Consider the following 14,492-nt stretch of genomic DNA (forward strand, 5'->3'; position numbering starts at 1 on the left):
GCTCAGCATCATGCGCGACCAACTCGTGCTCGCCCTCCTCGCCGTCCTCATCGGCGGAATCGTCGGCTTCCTCTTGTTCGTGCCTTTCGTGGCGGCCAGCTATCGGCGCGGGGGGCGGCTGCCGCTGAGCCGACTCGCGATGTGGTCGGCGGCCCTCGTCTACTTCTGGGCGATCTGGACGTACACGCTCCTGCCGCTTCCCGACCCCGACACGATGGTGTGCGCGGGGGTGAATCTCAATCCCGCGCAGTTCGTCGCCGACATCCTCGAGGCGATCTCCGCGCCGGGCGCATTCCTGACCAACCCCGCGGTCTTGCAGCTGCTCCTGAACGTCGCGCTGTTCGTACCGCTCGGCTGCTTCGTCCGCGTGCTCGGGCAGCGTGGCGTCGTCGTCTCCGCTGTGCTGGGTCTGAGCATCTCGGCCATTGTGGAGTTCACGCAGCTCACGGGGGTGTGGGGCCTCTATCCGTGTGCGTACCGAGTCTTCGACGTGGACGACCTGCTCACGAATACGATCGGTGCGGTGATCGGGTCGCTGCTCGCGCTGGCGCTGCCTCGCGCGATGCGTGCAGGCGTCGCGTCGACGAGTGCGGCACCGGGCGGCGAGGTGACGCGCGGGCGCCGCATCTATGCGATGGTCAGCGACCTCGTCGCCGCGCTGATCATTCAGGGGAGCACCGGGATCCTCGTCCAGCTCTGGCTGCAGTTCGTCGTCCAGGATCGATCGGCCGTCATCGCCGGCACGATCGCAGGCGTCACCGGCACCCTCGCCGCCATCATCGGAACGCTGGCCGTCGTGATGGCGACGGGGCGGACCATCGGAGACATCGCCGTCGGAGTCCGATTCGCCGGCGGCCCCGGTGACGAGTGGGTCGCAAGGCTCATGCGCTATCTCGGTGGCATCGGCGGGTACCTTCTGCTGAGTGCTCTGCCCGGCGGATGGGGCGGCCTGGCGTTCGTCTTCGCCGTCCTGTCGCTCGTCCTGGTCTTCACCCGGGTCGGCCCCGGCGGGCTTCCGGGCCTCCTGGCGCGCCGACGGCTCTCCGACGCGCGACGCGGAGCCTCCCGGCCGCGCTAGCCGATCCTCGCGTCACCGGGCTCGATCCACGCGCGCGAAGGGCGCACGGTGGTGATCCCCGACCCGGCCCTGTCTCCCTGACGCGGCGGGGTCTAGCGTCGGGTCCGACGGCGCCCGCGCAGCGTCGGAGGGTGGGGTCGCATGCGGAAGCTCCAGGACAGCCAGCCCCTCTGGCACGCGTTGATCTGGATCGGGATCTACATCGTCGCCGTCAACGTGGGCGACGTCGTGGGGGGAGTGCTGCACTTCCCGGGGGCGACGAGCATCGTCCTCCTCATCCTCTCCGCAGTCCTGCTCGTCTATCTCCGGCGCACGCGCCGGCTCGCCTTCTACGGGGTGCGCCGCGTGCAACCGGGCACGCTGCCGGCGACGGCCTTCTTCATCCCGCTCTTCGTCACCGCCTTCGTGTCCTACGGCAAGGGATGGGCTCCCGGACTGGACACGGAGACGGTGGTCTTCGCGATCCTGCTGGTCGCGGGTGTGGGGTTCGTCGAGGAGCTCGTCTTCCGCGGGTTCCTGCTGCGCGCACTGAGGGCGGAGGGACGGTTGACGTGGGCGATCGTCGTCTCCGGTGTCACGTTCGGGGTCGGGCACGTCGTCAACCTGCTCCGCGGGTACTCGCTCCCCGAGCAGCCGGTGCAGATCGTGCTGGCGATCCTGGTCGGCATCGCGCTGGCCTACGGGGTCGTTCTGACCGGCAGCATCCTGCCCGGAGCCGTCTTCCACGCGTTGTTCAACCTCAGCGGCACGCTCACGTCCGACTCCGTCTGGGGTGAGACCGTCGTGGCGGGGATCATCGCGGCCGTGATGATCCCGTACATCTTCTTTCTGCGCAGTCGCCTCGCCGCGGTGGGGCCGGCGCCCGATCCGCCGGTCGCGTCCGACGGCTCACGCTGACCTTTCGGTGGGGGAGGTCGCGGGGACGGATGCTGCCGGCCGGGGCCGCGACCGCCGCCGGATCGTCGTCACCACGGCCGACGCGAACCCGAGCGCGGCCGCCGCGATGGGCGCGATCAGCGCGATCTTCAGCGCCGTCAGGCCGTCTCCGATCGTCTCGGTGGCGCTCGAATGCAGGGCCGAAGCCCCGGCGATGCCGAGAGCGGCACCGAACTGGAAGCACGTGTACAGGACCGCGCTGACGACGCCCTGATCCTCGCGTGGGGCGCGCTCGGTGGCGGCGATCGTGAGCGGGCCGTAGGCGAGGGTGAAGGCCAGCCCCACGGCGACCAGCCCCGGAAGGAAGTCCAGGTAATGGTCCGTGCCATCCAGCGGGAGGAACAGCGTGTAGGCGAGGAGCGCGAAGCCGAGCCCGGCGGTGGCCACCGGCCATACCCCGAATCGCCGGACCAGAAGGGGCGTGACCAGGGGTGCCAGGACCGCATCCATCGCCACCACCAGCATCGCCAGCGCGGAGTGCAGCGCCGACCACCCCAGGGATTCCTGCAGATAGATGACGAAGACGAGCTGGAAACCCGCGAAACCGGCGGCGAGGGACGCGGCTCCGATCACCGCCGGCGCCGCCGACGACTGCGACAGCACTGCGAGGGACAGGAGTGGCTCGGGCGCACGTCGAAGTCGCGCGATGAACAGCAGGAACGCGGCCACGGCCGCGACGGTCCACGCCACCGGGGGGAACGGACCGGCGTGGTGGGCGAGGGACTCGATGCCGAGCATCGCGAACGCGACGGCGGCAGCGATGAGCACGGCTCCGGGGTAGTCCACGCGCGACGCGCGCGGACGCACATCATCGCGGGGGATCAGCGCGGACGCCCCGGCGAACAAGAGGAGTCCGACCCCTGCGGGGAAGAGGAAGACCCACCGCCATCCCAGCAGCGACAGCACGCCGCCGGCGACCAGGCCGACCGAGAACCCCGCCGCCCCGATGCCGGCGTAGATGAGAACCGCACGATCCCGGACGTGGCCGGCCGGATACGTCGTGTTGAGGATCGCGAGGCCCGCGGGCATGAGGAAGGCCGCGCACGCGCCGGTGAGGACGCGCATCGCGATCACGAGCCAGGCGTCGCCGGCGAGCCCGCCCACGAGGGAGAACCCGATGAACGCCGCCAACCCGACGAGGAAGACGCGTCGATGCCCGTACGCGTCGGCGACGCGCCCGCCGACGAGCATCAGGGCGCCGTAACTGACGACGTATCCGCTGACGATCCACTGCACCTCCGCGGTCGTCAGGCCCAGGTCGGCGCGGATGGAGGGAAGGGCGACGTTGAACATCGCGACGTCCATGCCCTCGAGGAAGGCTGCGCCGCAGAGGACGGCGAGGAGGACGGCTCTCGCCAGGGGAGCTGTGGGAATGGGGCGTGGCATGGGGTCTCCGCGTTCGGTTACCTATTGTTCGAGGCCCCATCCTGGGTCACCATGGACGCATGACGGAAGAAGGCACTTTGCAGTCACCCGGTTACCCCAGGGGAACCGAGGGGTGGGACGCCTTCCAGTGGGACCGGCGCGAGGACTGCGAGGTCCGGCAGATCCTCGACCGCATCGCCGACAAGTGGTCGTTGCTGGTGATCGCCCTGCTCGACGGCGCCCCGATGCGGTTCACCGAGCTTCAGCGCGCCGTGGACGGCATCAGCCAGCGCATGCTCACCGTGACGCTGCGGAACCTGGAGCGCGACGGCCTGGTGCACCGGGAGGTCTATGCGGTCATCCCCCCTCGCGTGGAGTACAGCCTCACCTCCGTCGGACGCGGCCTGCATGCGACGGTGCAGTCGCTGGTGACCTGGACAGAGGAGAACACCGAGTACATCGTGCGTGCCCGCAACGAGTACGACCGCCGCGAGGACGGCGCAGCCGCCAGGTGAGGGCGGAACCTGCGGATCAGGCCGGTCCGTCGGGGTGGGCGAGGTCGTAGGCGCGCGAGAGCTTCTGCGGGACGACCATGCGCCACGCGTCGACCACCCACTCCCGCGCCTCGCCGGCTTCCAGTGCCGCAAGATCCGCGTGCACCCAGTTGAAGCGGAGGTCGGGCTCCGCGGGCAGCTGGAACTTGCGCGGGTCGCCGCCCACGAGCGCCTCCCGCTCCTCCTTGGGGAAGGCGAACCCCATGATGCGCTCGTCCCGCGAGAAGGCGACGTACACGAGCCGGCCGACGCGGAACTTGAGCCTCCCGCGCACGTAGGCCGGGGAGGAGACACACTTCTATTCTGGCGCTAGGATAGCCGTGTGGAACTCACCCCCGCCGAGTTGACCGTCCTGGGGCTCGTGGTCGAGCGCCCGCAGCACGGCTACGAGCTCGAGCAGGTCATCGAGCAGCGCGGCATCCGGCAGTGGACCGAGATCGGCTTCTCCTCCATCTACTACCTGCTCGCCAAACTGGAGAAGCGCGGTCTCATGGCAGCCGAGCACGCACGCGGCGGTGCGAAGTCGCGCCGTGTGTTCCGCGCCACGGCGGAGGGGCGGGATGCTGCGGCCCGCAGCGCACGCGCACTCATCGCTGACACGGCTCCCACCCCGCACCCCGTGCTGGTCGGGGTCGCGAACTCTCCGCTGCTCTCCGAGCGCGAGTACGCCGCGGCGCTGGGCGCCCGGCTGGTGCACGTGGATGCGCGGATCTCGGCGGTCGAGGCCGCCGAGCGCGCCCTCGGACCCGTCCCGAAGCCAGCATCCGAAGTTCTCTCCTACTCGCTGAGCCTCATGAAGGCAGAGAGGTCGTGGCTCGCGGAGCGGGCCCAGGTGTCCGATGACCGAGAAGATCGACCTGAAGAAGACGCTCGACAGCTACCGGGCGCGGCGCGGTGAGTTCCGCCTCGTCGATGTGCCAGACCTGCAGTATCTGATGATCGACGGGCACGGTGACCCGAACACCTCACCGGCCTACGCCGAGGCGCTGGAGGCGCTGTACCCGGTGGCGTACAAGGTGAAGTTCGGCAGCAAACGCGAGCTCGGGCGCGATTACGTCGTCCCGCCCCTGGAAGGGCTGTGGTGGGCCGATGACATGGCGGCGTTCACCGCATCGCGCGATAAGTCCCGGTGGGACTGGACCATGATGCTCCTGGTCCCCGACTGGATCGAGACCGCCATGATCGCGGATGCCGTCGCCCAGGCCGGAGCGAAGGCGCCGCCGGCGCGCCTGGCCGACGTCCGCCTCGAGGGGCTCTCGGAGGGCCGCTGCGTGCAGACGCTGCACGTCGGCTCGTTCGACGACGAGGCGCCCGTGCTCGAACGGATGCACGAGGAGGTCATCCCCGCGCAGGGCCTGCGGATGGCCGGTCGGCATCACGAGATCTACTTCAGCGATTTCCGCACGGTCGCGCCGGAGAAGCTCCGGACTCTCCTGCGGCAACCCGTCGCGCCACGCGCAGCGAGGTGAGCCGACCTTCGTGCGGCGCGGCCTCGCCCGCCTCAGGCGGCTTGCCCGCGTGTGAGCCCGAGGGTTGCGATGAGGTCCTCGTGAAGCTGGAACCAGACGCGGTGACACGAGTCGACACCTTCCCGGTCGACCCAGTCATGGTCTCCCGCCCGCGCCCGCCGCAGTGCGGCCGCGAAACGGGTGTCATATCCGGCGAACCGCTCCAATCGACCGCTGAGCCGCCGGGTGAACGGTCTCAGGAATCCCTCGACTGAGTCCAGTTCCGCCAGGACGCCGCCGTCCCACTGCACGTCCCGGTGGTCGTTGTGGGCGAGCACGTCCGTGGGGGAGGGGCGCACCTGCCAGTCGGTGCAGGCCGCCAACAGGCGTGCGTTGGCGGGTAGAAAGTCCGTGTGGGCCCTGGTGAGCGCTTCTCGTGCGCCGGCGTCGTCGAGCTCCTTCGCGAGCTGTTGCTCGTTCTCGGCCTTCCCCGTCTCCGTCAGCGACCACCCCGCGATGTCGAGGAACGTCGAGTACTGGACCCACCCCTGCTCCTGGAAGACGCGCAGTGCGTCGGCGGTCGGCGCAGGCTCGAGATTGAACCGCTCCGCGACCTCGCGGGTGCCGGCGAAACCGGTGAGGCGCACGGAGTGCAGGACGAGCACTCCGAACGCCGAGGCGTGCGTCATCGGCGGCTGCTCCGCTCGGTCAGGCGGTTGTAGTGCTGCTGGCAGGCCTGCGGGGAGTTGAACCCCATCGATTCGGCGATCTGAGCCCACGTCAGACCAGCGCTGCGGGCGACGAACAGCAGCCCCGCTTCCAGCCCCTCGACTTCGGCGCGGGCCTCGGCGAGAAGCGTGAGCGCGCTGAGCAGTCCGTCGGTGGGGAGGTCGGCTGACCGCCAGAGGGCGAACTGGGCGAGGTCGACCGCGGACGGGTGCGACGCCGGTCGCCACGGTCGGGGGTCCAGCGCGTTCGCGCCGTGCTCGTGCAGGGCCGCTCGCGCCGTCCGGTAACGGTCTGCCGCTGCGTGGTCTTCTCGCGCAGCATCGGCCATGGGGGTCTTGCGGATCACGGCACCAGCATGAAGAATCAACGAACCGTTGTCAACATTATGTTGAAGGAGGTGTCGTGATCCGCTGGCTCGAGGACGCCGTCGCGCAGGATTGCGGGGGGAAAGCGGCGACCATGGGCGCGTTGCGCAGGTCGGGGTTCCCCGTTCCGGAGGGCTTCGTCATCCCTTTCTCCGCATACCTCGCCGCAGCGACGCCGAGCGCTCCGCCGGACGCCGACGTCCACGATGACGCGGTCCGGTCCGGCGCCGGGGTGCCGGTGATCCCGCCGGAGCTGACGGAGTCGATCGCGCGACACCTGTCGCGCTGGAGTGGCGCCCCCGTGGCGGTGCGCTCCTCCGCACGCGACGAGGACACCCGGGGAGCATCCGCCGCCGGCCAGTACGCCACAGTGCTGGGCGCGCGCGACGTCGCGTCGGTGAGCGCCGCCGTCCGCACCTGCTGGTCCTCCTTGCACTCCGACCGTGCCCGTTCGTATCGCCATGGCCGCGCTCGTCGGGCGCCCGCCGGGCCGGGGGCGATGGCCGTTCTCGTCCAGCGCCTCGTCGACGCGCGTGTCTCCGGGGTGATGTTCACCTCGAGCCGGGGGCACGTCACTCGCATCGAAAGCGCGTGGGGATTGGGAATCGGCACGGTGGGCGGAACCGTCGATCCCGACCGGTACGAGGTCCACGACGACGGCACCGTGATGCGCACGATCGGGCGGAAGCTCACCCGTTCCGACCGCTCGGGAGACACCATCCGCACGCGCCGCGTCCCGGAGCCGCAGCGCGTCGCACCGACACTCGATGACGCTCTGGCGAACACTCTGAGAGGGCTGGGCGAGGGCATCGCCGACCTGCTCGGCGCACCGCAGGACATCGAGTGGGCCATGGATGGCGGAGGGATCTGGATCCTCCAGGCACGTCCCGTGACCGCTGAGGTCCCCTCGCCCGCCAGCGCCACGGCGTCCTCCCCCCTCCGCGGCATCGCGGGCAGCCGGGGGATCGCGCGTGGTCCGGCGCGGATCGTCACGGGACCGGCGGATTTCGCGCGAGTCCGGCGCGGGGACATCCTCGTATGCCGGTACACCGACCCCAGCTGGACGCCCCTCCTGCGCGTGGCGGCAGGCGTCGTCACCGAGACCGGCGGTGCCCTCTCCCACGCCGCGATCGTGGCCCGCGAGCACGGTATTCCCGCTGTCCTGGGCGTCCCGGGCGCCACCGGCCGCATCATCGAATCCGCCGCGCTCACCATCGATGGGGCGCGCGGCACCGTCGACATCCACCTCGCGCCCAGACATCCGAAGGAGCAGAAGTGAGAACACCCGCCACGCCCATCCCGCATCACGCGCGACCATGACGACACGACACCTCTACATCGCACGTCACGGCGCAGCCGACCCGTTCGGAACACTCACCGAGACCGGCCGTCGGCAGGCGGAACTGCTGGGGAAACGGCTCGCCGCACTGCCCATCACCGCGATCTGGCACTCACCGTTGCCCCGTGCCGCCGCCACTGCCCTCGAGCTCGTCCGGCACCTTACAGACGCACCCGTAGCCGAAGCTGCCGAGCTCATCGACAACATCCCCTACGTCCCGCCCGCCGAGACGATGCCCGCGAGCTGGGCGGGTTTCTTCGACGGTTATGCCGAGGCCGACGCAGCCGCGGGCCGCCGGACAGCGGATGCGCTCACGGAACGCTTCGCGACGGCGGGGCCCGCGGGAAACGGTGTGACGGAGCGGCATGAAGTGCTCATCACGCACGACTACCCGATCGCATGGCTTGTGCGCCACGCGCTGGAGGCCCCTCCCGCGCGTTGGCTGGACCTCACCAGCGCGAATGCCGGGCTGACCGTGCTCACCTACCGTGCGGGAGCCGCTCCGACGATCATGATGTTCAACGACATGAGTCACCTTCCCGTGGACCTGCGGTGGACGGGCTTTCGACCGGGCCTCCGCCCGTGAGAATGGATCCGTGACGGCATCGACCCGGGTCTTCCGCGCGCCTCTGCGGTCGCGGCGGGCCGACGTGGACGGGGGAGCGGCCGTGGAACGCGCCCTCACGCACGGCCTGTGCGGGATCGGCGGCGTCCTGGCATCCCCACCCGCTGCCCTCGTCGCGGCGGCCGAGCAGGTGGCGGCCCGCTACGACGAGCGGATGGCGCGCCGGCTGGAGCGGTTCGCGGCGGCACCCGAGGGTGCGTTCGTGTGGACGCGGGATGCCGAAGGGCTCTTCTGGCTGGGCCGCCTGGGCGGCGGGTGGCGCTACGACGGGAGCGCCGATGCGGCAGGCGTCGACCTCGTGCACGTCCGCCCCTGCACGTGGCTGGATGCGCCGATCCCCGACGGTGACGTGCCGCCGGGCGTGCACCGGACCTTCGCGCGGGGCGGGCGCAACTGGCAGGAGATCCACGATGGCGCGGTGGGTGCGCTCACGTCGGGGCTGTGGAACGAGTCGCAGCGAACGGCATCCGCCGGGTCGGACGACGCCGGATAGGACGACGCCGCGGCGGCGGGCTACTCGTCGATGATGGCGGCCAGCCCGGCGATGATGCGGCCCAGGCCGAACTCCCAGGCGGCGGCCGGGCTGTACGGGCCGCCCATTCGCTCGCCCGCCGCTGCACCCACGCGGCGCGCGAGTGGGTAGTCCCGCCCGACGTACTCGCCGAGCTTCACGGTCGCGTCCGACCAGACCGCGTCGAACCCCGTGGCCACGAGCCGGGCGGATGTGTTGGCCCGGACGAAATCGAGGACGAAGGTGAGGGCGGCATCGCGCTCCACGCCGTCGATCCCGGTGTCGTCGAACGCGTGCAGCTCGTGATCGTACTTGGCGATGGTGCCCGGTCCCAGGGCCGAGCGCGGGTCATGGACCTCGAGAAGCCAGGGGTGGGCGGTCAGGAGCGCGAGGTTGGAGTCGGCGACCGCGCGCACGCGCGCGCGCCAGTCTGTGCCCCGGTACGGCGGCAGCGACATCGCCGCGTGCGCGCTGTCGGTCATGAGCACCAGTAGGTCGTCGCGCGAATTCACGTGGGTGTACACCGACATCGTCGACATCCCGAGCGACTGCGCCAGCGCCCGCACGGTCAGTGCGTCCAGCCCTTCGGTGTCCGCCAGCGCGATCGCCCCGTCGACCACGGCGGTCGTCGATCGCTTCGCGCGGGGGCCGCGGCTCCCGCCGTCGGGGGCGTTCGGGTGCCCGCGCCACAGCAGGTCGATCAGCGTCTTCGGCACGTTCCCCATTGTGTCGCACCCCCTTTATCCGTACAGTGTACGCGGTAACTCGGAAGGGAGTGTCCATGCACATCAACCAAACAGCGATCTCTGTCAACGTGCCTGACGTGGAGGCGTCGGCGGACTTCGCCCGGAGCAACTTCGGATTCCAGGACCAGATGTCCTCCGAGGGCTTCGTGTCCCTGGGGCACTCCACAGCGGGGGTCAACCTCATCTTCCTGGCCACCGGCCTGGCGACCTTCCGGCCGGCCGAGGTGGCCGGAGCGGCCGGTCAGGGCCTTCTTCTGGTGTTCGTCGTCGACGGTCTGGACGCGGAGTTCGCGCGCATCCAGGCCTCCGGCGCGCGTGTCGTGACGGCGCCGGAGACGGAGCCGTGGGGCGAGCGATTCTGCCAGTTCGCCGACCCCAACGGTCTGATCTGGCAACTGGTGGAGTGGGTCGAGGGCGCATCGCCGGCAACGTCCTGACCCCCTGAGCCGGCCGGCTCACCGCTGTCGCCTGTCTACAGCGGTGGGCCGGGTCGCGCGCCAGATCTCCGCCCACTGCACAGGCCGCACGTCGCGGGGGAGCGCCGAGGGGGCCACACCCGCACGCGCCAGCGCATCCGCCACCGCGGCGGCCGAGGAACCCGGCGCGGCGCGGGGGACCAGGCGCGCCAGCGTGCCGCCGCGTCCGGTGAACACCCGGCGGACGAACGCGGCGTACGACCCGCGCTCGGCGAGGGGCACGAGCGGAGTGGCGCGCCGCTGGATGCGCAGCAGGCCCGCGTCCACGCCCGGGCGGGGCGAGAACGCGTGGGAGGGGATGCGCCCCTCCAGTGAGAACGAGAACCAGGGGTCGGTCTGAGCGGTCATCATCGTGCGACCGCCCACCCCGGCCCGCTTGCGGGCGACCTCCCATTGCAGCACGAGGACGGCGTGCGTCCACGTCCCGGAGTGCAGGAGGCGGCGCAGCAGCGGCGTGGTGAGGTGGAACGGGACGTTGCTGACCACGGTGGGCCGATCCAGCGGCACGGCGAGCCCGTCCGCGGCGAGGACGTCGATGTGGGGCGCGCGTCTGCGCAGCGCCTGAGCGCGCACGGGGTCGATCTCGATCGCGCGCAGAGGGCGGGCCAGGCGGGACAGCGGGAGAGTCAGGGCGCCGTCGCCGGCTCCGATCTCGAGGATGGGGCCGGGCGTCGAGCGCACGAGATCGATCGCGCGTGCGATGGCGCGGGGGTCGCGGAGGAAGTTCTGGCCGAGCTCGGCGCGGCCGCCGTACGGAGAGTGCATGGGCATGCGAAAAGATCCAGTCGTACTCGGGTGCGGAGCACGCGGACGACGCGGCGCGAGTCGCCCCTGGAGAGGGGCGGAGGGTCACGCTCGCGGGTCCGGGTGCAGGGTCCGGAGCGGAGCGACCGGCTGTTCAGTCAGCGGGGCGCGCCGTCAGGCGCTGCGCAGCCGCGTCAGGGCGAGGCGGCCGAACGCCCCGTGCTTCGTGTATGCCATGCAGGCGAGAGTAGCGGAGCGGCGAGCGCGAGCGGGAGCCCCAGTTTCGTGTCAGGCGAGCCCAACCGCCTCATCCAGCCCCGCGATGGTGCGCAGTCGTTCGGCGCCGGCCAGTACCTCCAGGGCGGTGATGCGCCCGTGGTGGATGCCGAAGATCATCACCGACACGACGCGGCCGCGCACCACCGCCGCCACGGCGGGACGTCCGTTGACGAGGATGCGCGTGGAGCGAGCCGCGAGCGCTGCCGACAGCGCCGCACGCCCCGCGATGTCGCGGGCGCCGCGGATCGTCTCGCTGTGCGTGCCGTAGTCGGCCCGCAGCACGGCGCCTTCATCCAGCAGCTCCAGCAGCGTCGCGAACTCGCCCTCCCGCGCCGCGCGCAGCCACGCCGCGACCAGCCGGTCGTCCGCGCGCGACGCCGTGCGCGACGGCGCCGCGCCGCGCACACGGGCACGCGCGCGCGAAGCGAGTTTCCGGGACCCCGCTTCGCTGCGGTCGAGGATGGCGGCCACTTCGGGGAAGGAGAGGCCGAAGACGTCATGCAGGACGAACGCGAGCCGCTCGGCAGGTCCCAGGGTCTCGAGCACCACGAGCAGGGCGACGCCGACGCGGTCGGCGGCGGCTGCGTCCTCCTCCGGGGTGGGCGCAACATACGCGTGCGAGCGCCATCGCTCGGCGCTCAGTGGTGCCTCATGTCGCCGGCGGGCGGAGCGGAGAACGTCGAGACTCAGCCGGGACACCACCGTCGTCATCCATGCGGCGAGGTTGTCGATTCCCGCGGGGTCGGTGCGCTGCAAGCGCAGCCATGCCTCCTGGACGACGTCCTCGGCCTCAGCGGCGTCGCTCAGGAGGTTGACGGCGATGGCGACCAGGCGCGGGCGCTGCGACTCGTACCATCGGGCCAGCATCCGGGGGTCGGTCATGTCGCCGCTCGCTCTCTTCCGTCAGGGCTATGACGGGATGGGCGCCCCACGTGTGACGACCGGGATGTGGCGCACCGGGAAGTTCACCGAGCGGGCGATGAAGCAGTAGTCGCCCACCTGGCCGTGCAATCGTTCGGCGAGGTCCAGGTCGCTGTCGGGAGTGATGAGGACCCGCGGGCGGAGCACGACCTCGGAGAACCTGCCGGCGCCGGTGGCGTCCTCCGTCATCGTGCCGGTCGCGTCGTCGCGGTACTCCGTCACGACGATCCCCGCCGTTCCGGCGAGGTGGAGGTACCACAGCATGTGGCACTGCGAGAGGGAGGCGACGAGGAGCTGTTCGGGGTTCCAGCGGCTGGGATCCCCGCGGAAGGCCGGATCCGAGGAGCCGGGGATGGGCGGGGCCATGGGATGGGCGACGACGTGATCGCGGGAGTAGTCCCGGTAGCCGGATGTCCCGGTGCCCCGGTTGCCGGTCCACTCCAGCGACAGGGAGTAGGTGTGCGCGCGGCTCATGAGTCCTCCTTCGACAGGACCTCTCGCGTCCGACGGACATGGTCGGCGGCCAGGCGGGCCGCAGCCGCCGCGTCGCCGCCGGTGAGCGCATCCAGCATCCCGCGGTGTTCCCGGTCGACGCTGTCGGCCCGGCGGGCCTCGTCCAAACCGGCGCGGGTGGCGATGGCGATGAGGTTCCAGTACCCCTCGAGCGTGCGCTGCACGAGCGCGTTCTCGCACAGCGCCGTTGCGGCGAGGTGGAACTCACGGTTGGCCGACACGGCTGACGCGAGTTCGCCCGCGCGCGTGCGTTCGTCCGCCTCCGCGGCGAGCGTACGCAGGCGGGCCAGGCGCGCCGGGGGGACCAGCCCGGCGGCGACGCGTTCGGCCGCGCGGCCCACCGCCCACGACTCCAGCGCCTCTCGGGCCTCCAGAACCAGGACCAGCGCCGCGACGTCCAACGACGCGACGCGCACGCCCCGGCCGCGCGCATGCACGAGGCCGTCCCCTTCCAAGCGGGCCAGCGCCTCGCGGACCGGAGTGCGGGACACATGCAGCCGCTCCGACAGTTCGGCCTCCGATACGCGCACGCCCGGATGGATGGCGCCGGAGAGGACGAGGTCCTTCAATGCTTCGTACACCTCAGCCATGCGGCGAGTATTGCATGCACAACACGACATTGCATACAACAAGCGCGGTGCGCCGACGCGGCGGTCACACCGCGGCACGCTGCGCCGTCATCGCATCGGGCGACATCCCGCCCGGAGACGGAGACCACCATGCCCGCGATGCTCGTGACCGGAGGAACCGGGAACCTCGGACGCCATGTCGTGCCACTGCTGTGCGCCGAGGGCGCGGCCGTGCGTGTCCTCAGCCGCACGGCGCACTCCGGCGCGGACGGCATCGCCGTCCTGCGCGGCGACACCGTCGCCGGGACCGGGCTGGACGCCGCGATGGATGGCGCCGACGTGGTGCTGCATCTGGCCGGCGGACGCAAGGGCGACGATGTCGCGGCGCGCAACGTGGCCGCCGCGGCCGGCCGCGCCGGTGTCGCGCACCTCGTCCTGATCTCCGTCATCGGGGCCGACGCGATGCCGATCGGCTACTTCCGCGCCAAGGCGGCGGCGGAGGAGGAGTTCCGCGCGTGCGGGGTTCCGTACAGCATCCTGCGCGCGGCGCAGTTCCACGACTTCATCCTCACCACGATCGGGGCGATGGCCCGGTTCCCGGTCGTCCCCGCGCCGCGGGGCCTGCGCTTCGAGCCGGTCGAGGTCGCCGAGGTGGCCGCGAGACTCACGCGCATCGCGCTGGGCGCGCCGGCAGGCCGGGTCCCCGACCTCGCCGGGCCGGCCGTGCTGGACGTGCCGGAGATCGTGGGCCCGCTGCTGCGGATCAGACGGCGACGACGGCCGACGGTGCGCGTGCCGCTGGGCGGGGCGATCGGTGCCGCCTACCGCGAAGGACGCAACCTCGCCGGGCCCGGAGCGGCACGGGGAGCGGTCACGTGGCCGGAATACCTGATGACGCGCGCCGGCGCTTCTGCGAGGGTGTGAGGCATGGCCGCACGCGACGACTCGCAGAACGATCACCTGCTGTGCTGCCTCCTGTGGGCCCGTGAGGGGCGGCTCCAGGATCTGCACGACTACGAGGACGCCGTCCTGGCGTTTCTCCCCGATCACGGTGCGGAGGTGTTCCTGCGCGTCTTCGGCGACGGCGCGGAGACCGACCCCGACGAGGTGCAGCTGCTGCGCTTCCCCGATCCCCGGGCGGTCGAGGTCTTCGTCGCCGATCCGCGGCGCGGCGCCCTCAGCGGTGAACGCGAGCGAGCGGTCCCGCGCACGGTCACCTTTCCCGTGACCGTGCCCGCCGCACGCGGCGCGGGTGTGGCAGGGTCGTAGTCGGCCGGCACACCGCCGGGCACGA

At 71.3% G+C, this 14,492-nt stretch carries 20 protein-coding genes; 11 read left to right on the forward strand and 9 right to left on the reverse strand.

Going from position 1 to position 14,492, the window contains the following annotated elements; genetic code table 11:
• The first annotated feature begins 10 nt into the window (after nucleotides 1-10).
• Both E4K62_RS06710 and E4K62_RS06715 read left to right on the forward strand, forming a co-directional pair.
• Nucleotides 11-1,078, forward strand: a complete 1,068-nt coding sequence (locus E4K62_RS06710; RefSeq protein ID WP_135065220.1) for a VanZ family protein — start codon at nucleotides 11-13, stop codon at nucleotides 1,076-1,078.
• A gap of 141 nt (nucleotides 1,079-1,219) precedes the next feature.
• The gene (locus E4K62_RS06715) at nucleotides 1,220-1,975 is read left to right on the forward strand and encodes a CPBP family intramembrane glutamic endopeptidase (RefSeq protein ID WP_135065223.1); all 756 of its coding nucleotides are present in this window, start codon (nucleotides 1,220-1,222) and stop codon (nucleotides 1,973-1,975) included.
• On the opposite strand, the gene E4K62_RS06720 is transcribed toward E4K62_RS06715, so the two are convergent.
• Entirely contained in the window at nucleotides 1,967-3,400 is a 1,434-nt protein-coding gene (locus E4K62_RS06720) for an MFS transporter (RefSeq protein ID WP_135065225.1), read from the reverse strand. The genes E4K62_RS06715 and E4K62_RS06720 overlap by 9 nt on opposite strands.
• Nucleotides 3,401-3,459: 59 nt before the next feature.
• Here E4K62_RS06720 and E4K62_RS06725 point away from each other — a divergent pair, with 59 nt between their 5' ends.
• The gene (locus E4K62_RS06725) at nucleotides 3,460-3,894 is read left to right on the forward strand and encodes a winged helix-turn-helix transcriptional regulator (RefSeq protein WP_187270362.1); all 435 of its coding nucleotides are present in this window, start codon (nucleotides 3,460-3,462) and stop codon (nucleotides 3,892-3,894) included.
• A 16-nt stretch (nucleotides 3,895-3,910) separates the two neighbouring features.
• On the opposite strand, the gene E4K62_RS06730 is transcribed toward E4K62_RS06725, so the two are convergent.
• The gene (locus E4K62_RS06730) at nucleotides 3,911-4,207 is read right to left on the reverse strand and encodes an MmcQ/YjbR family DNA-binding protein (RefSeq protein ID WP_205805893.1); all 297 of its coding nucleotides are present in this window, start codon (nucleotides 4,205-4,207) and stop codon (nucleotides 3,911-3,913) included.
• 48 nt (nucleotides 4,208-4,255) lie between these two features.
• Here E4K62_RS06730 and E4K62_RS06735 point away from each other — a divergent pair, with 48 nt between their 5' ends.
• Together E4K62_RS06735 and E4K62_RS06740 are read left to right on the forward strand one after the other, a co-directional pair.
• Nucleotides 4,256-4,831: a PadR family transcriptional regulator gene (locus tag E4K62_RS06735; RefSeq protein ID WP_135065228.1), complete on the forward strand. Its 576-nt coding sequence runs from the start codon at nucleotides 4,256-4,258 to the stop codon at nucleotides 4,829-4,831.
• Nucleotides 4,773-5,402, forward strand: coding sequence for a GyrI-like domain-containing protein (locus tag E4K62_RS06740; protein ID WP_135065231.1), 630 nt, complete (start codon nucleotides 4,773-4,775; stop codon nucleotides 5,400-5,402). The genes E4K62_RS06735 and E4K62_RS06740 overlap by 59 nt, the downstream gene beginning before the upstream one ends.
• A 32-nt stretch (nucleotides 5,403-5,434) precedes the next feature.
• Here the strand turns inward: E4K62_RS06740 and E4K62_RS06745 are convergent, their stop codons facing one another.
• On the reverse strand, nucleotides 5,435-6,070 hold the full coding sequence (locus E4K62_RS06745) for a transcriptional regulator (RefSeq protein WP_135065234.1): 636 nt from the start codon (nucleotides 6,068-6,070) through the stop codon (nucleotides 5,435-5,437).
• Nucleotides 6,067-6,456, reverse strand: coding sequence for a DNA-binding protein (locus E4K62_RS06750; protein ID WP_240742845.1), 390 nt, complete (start codon nucleotides 6,454-6,456; stop codon nucleotides 6,067-6,069). The genes E4K62_RS06745 and E4K62_RS06750 overlap by 4 nt, the downstream gene beginning before the upstream one ends.
• Before the next feature lie 56 nt (nucleotides 6,457-6,512).
• On the opposite strand from E4K62_RS06750, the gene E4K62_RS06755 reads away from it, so the two are divergent.
• The 3 genes from E4K62_RS06755 to E4K62_RS06765 are packed head-to-tail and all read left to right on the forward strand — an operon-like array spanning nucleotide 6,513 to nucleotide 8,932.
• Nucleotides 6,513-7,754 (forward strand): PEP/pyruvate-binding domain-containing protein, encoded by a 1,242-nt coding sequence (locus E4K62_RS06755; protein WP_135065237.1) that lies wholly within the window; start codon nucleotides 6,513-6,515, stop codon nucleotides 7,752-7,754.
• A gap of 37 nt (nucleotides 7,755-7,791) precedes the next feature.
• The gene (locus E4K62_RS06760; protein ID WP_135065241.1) at nucleotides 7,792-8,400 is read left to right on the forward strand and encodes a histidine phosphatase family protein; all 609 of its coding nucleotides are present in this window, start codon (nucleotides 7,792-7,794) and stop codon (nucleotides 8,398-8,400) included.
• Nucleotides 8,401-8,410: 10 nt separating this feature from the next.
• Nucleotides 8,411-8,932 carry a GAF domain-containing protein gene (locus tag E4K62_RS06765; RefSeq protein WP_135065244.1) on the forward strand — a complete coding sequence of 174 codons (522 nt, stop codon included), beginning with the start codon at nucleotides 8,411-8,413 and terminating at the stop codon, nucleotides 8,930-8,932.
• Nucleotides 8,933-8,952: 20 nt separating this feature from the next.
• Here E4K62_RS06765 and E4K62_RS06770 read toward each other — a convergent pair whose 3' ends face one another.
• The gene (locus E4K62_RS06770; protein ID WP_135065247.1) at nucleotides 8,953-9,666 is read right to left on the reverse strand and encodes a TetR/AcrR family transcriptional regulator; all 714 of its coding nucleotides are present in this window, start codon (nucleotides 9,664-9,666) and stop codon (nucleotides 8,953-8,955) included.
• A gap of 65 nt (nucleotides 9,667-9,731) precedes the next feature.
• Between E4K62_RS06770 and E4K62_RS06775 the strand changes: the two genes are divergently transcribed.
• A complete protein-coding gene (locus tag E4K62_RS06775; RefSeq protein ID WP_135065250.1) occupies nucleotides 9,732-10,133 on the forward strand; it encodes a VOC family protein in 402 nt (133 codons plus the stop codon).
• 18 nt (nucleotides 10,134-10,151) lie between these two features.
• On the opposite strand, the gene erm is transcribed toward E4K62_RS06775, so the two are convergent.
• The 4 genes from erm to E4K62_RS06795 all read right to left on the reverse strand — a co-directional run bounded on the left by erm (nucleotide 10,152) and on the right by E4K62_RS06795 (nucleotide 13,219).
• Nucleotides 10,152-10,937, reverse strand: a complete 786-nt coding sequence (gene erm, locus E4K62_RS06780; protein WP_374108112.1) for a 23S ribosomal RNA methyltransferase Erm — start codon at nucleotides 10,935-10,937, stop codon at nucleotides 10,152-10,154.
• 267 nt (nucleotides 10,938-11,204) lie between these two features.
• The gene (locus E4K62_RS06785; protein WP_135065256.1) at nucleotides 11,205-12,077 is read right to left on the reverse strand and encodes a sigma-70 family RNA polymerase sigma factor; all 873 of its coding nucleotides are present in this window, start codon (nucleotides 12,075-12,077) and stop codon (nucleotides 11,205-11,207) included.
• A gap of 27 nt (nucleotides 12,078-12,104) precedes the next feature.
• Entirely contained in the window at nucleotides 12,105-12,590 is a 486-nt protein-coding gene (locus E4K62_RS06790; RefSeq protein WP_135065259.1) for an OsmC family protein, read from the reverse strand.
• Nucleotides 12,587-13,219 carry a GntR family transcriptional regulator gene (locus E4K62_RS06795; RefSeq protein ID WP_167747752.1) on the reverse strand — a complete coding sequence of 211 codons (633 nt, stop codon included), beginning with the start codon at nucleotides 13,217-13,219 and terminating at the stop codon, nucleotides 12,587-12,589. Before E4K62_RS06795 ends, E4K62_RS06790 begins: the two co-directional genes overlap by 4 nt.
• Before the next feature lie 129 nt (nucleotides 13,220-13,348).
• On the opposite strand from E4K62_RS06795, the gene E4K62_RS06800 reads away from it, so the two are divergent.
• Both E4K62_RS06800 and E4K62_RS06805 read left to right on the forward strand, forming a co-directional pair.
• Entirely contained in the window at nucleotides 13,349-14,122 is a 774-nt protein-coding gene (locus E4K62_RS06800; RefSeq protein WP_135065265.1) for an SDR family oxidoreductase, read from the forward strand.
• Between the two features lie 3 nt (nucleotides 14,123-14,125).
• Nucleotides 14,126-14,467, forward strand: coding sequence for a hypothetical protein (locus E4K62_RS06805; protein WP_135065268.1), 342 nt, complete (start codon nucleotides 14,126-14,128; stop codon nucleotides 14,465-14,467).
• The last annotated feature ends 25 nt before the right edge of the window (nucleotides 14,468-14,492 follow it).

The sequence above is a fragment of the Microbacterium wangchenii genome, assembly GCF_004564355.1.
GTDB classification, from domain to species: Bacteria; Actinomycetota; Actinomycetes; order Actinomycetales; family Microbacteriaceae; genus Microbacterium; species Microbacterium wangchenii.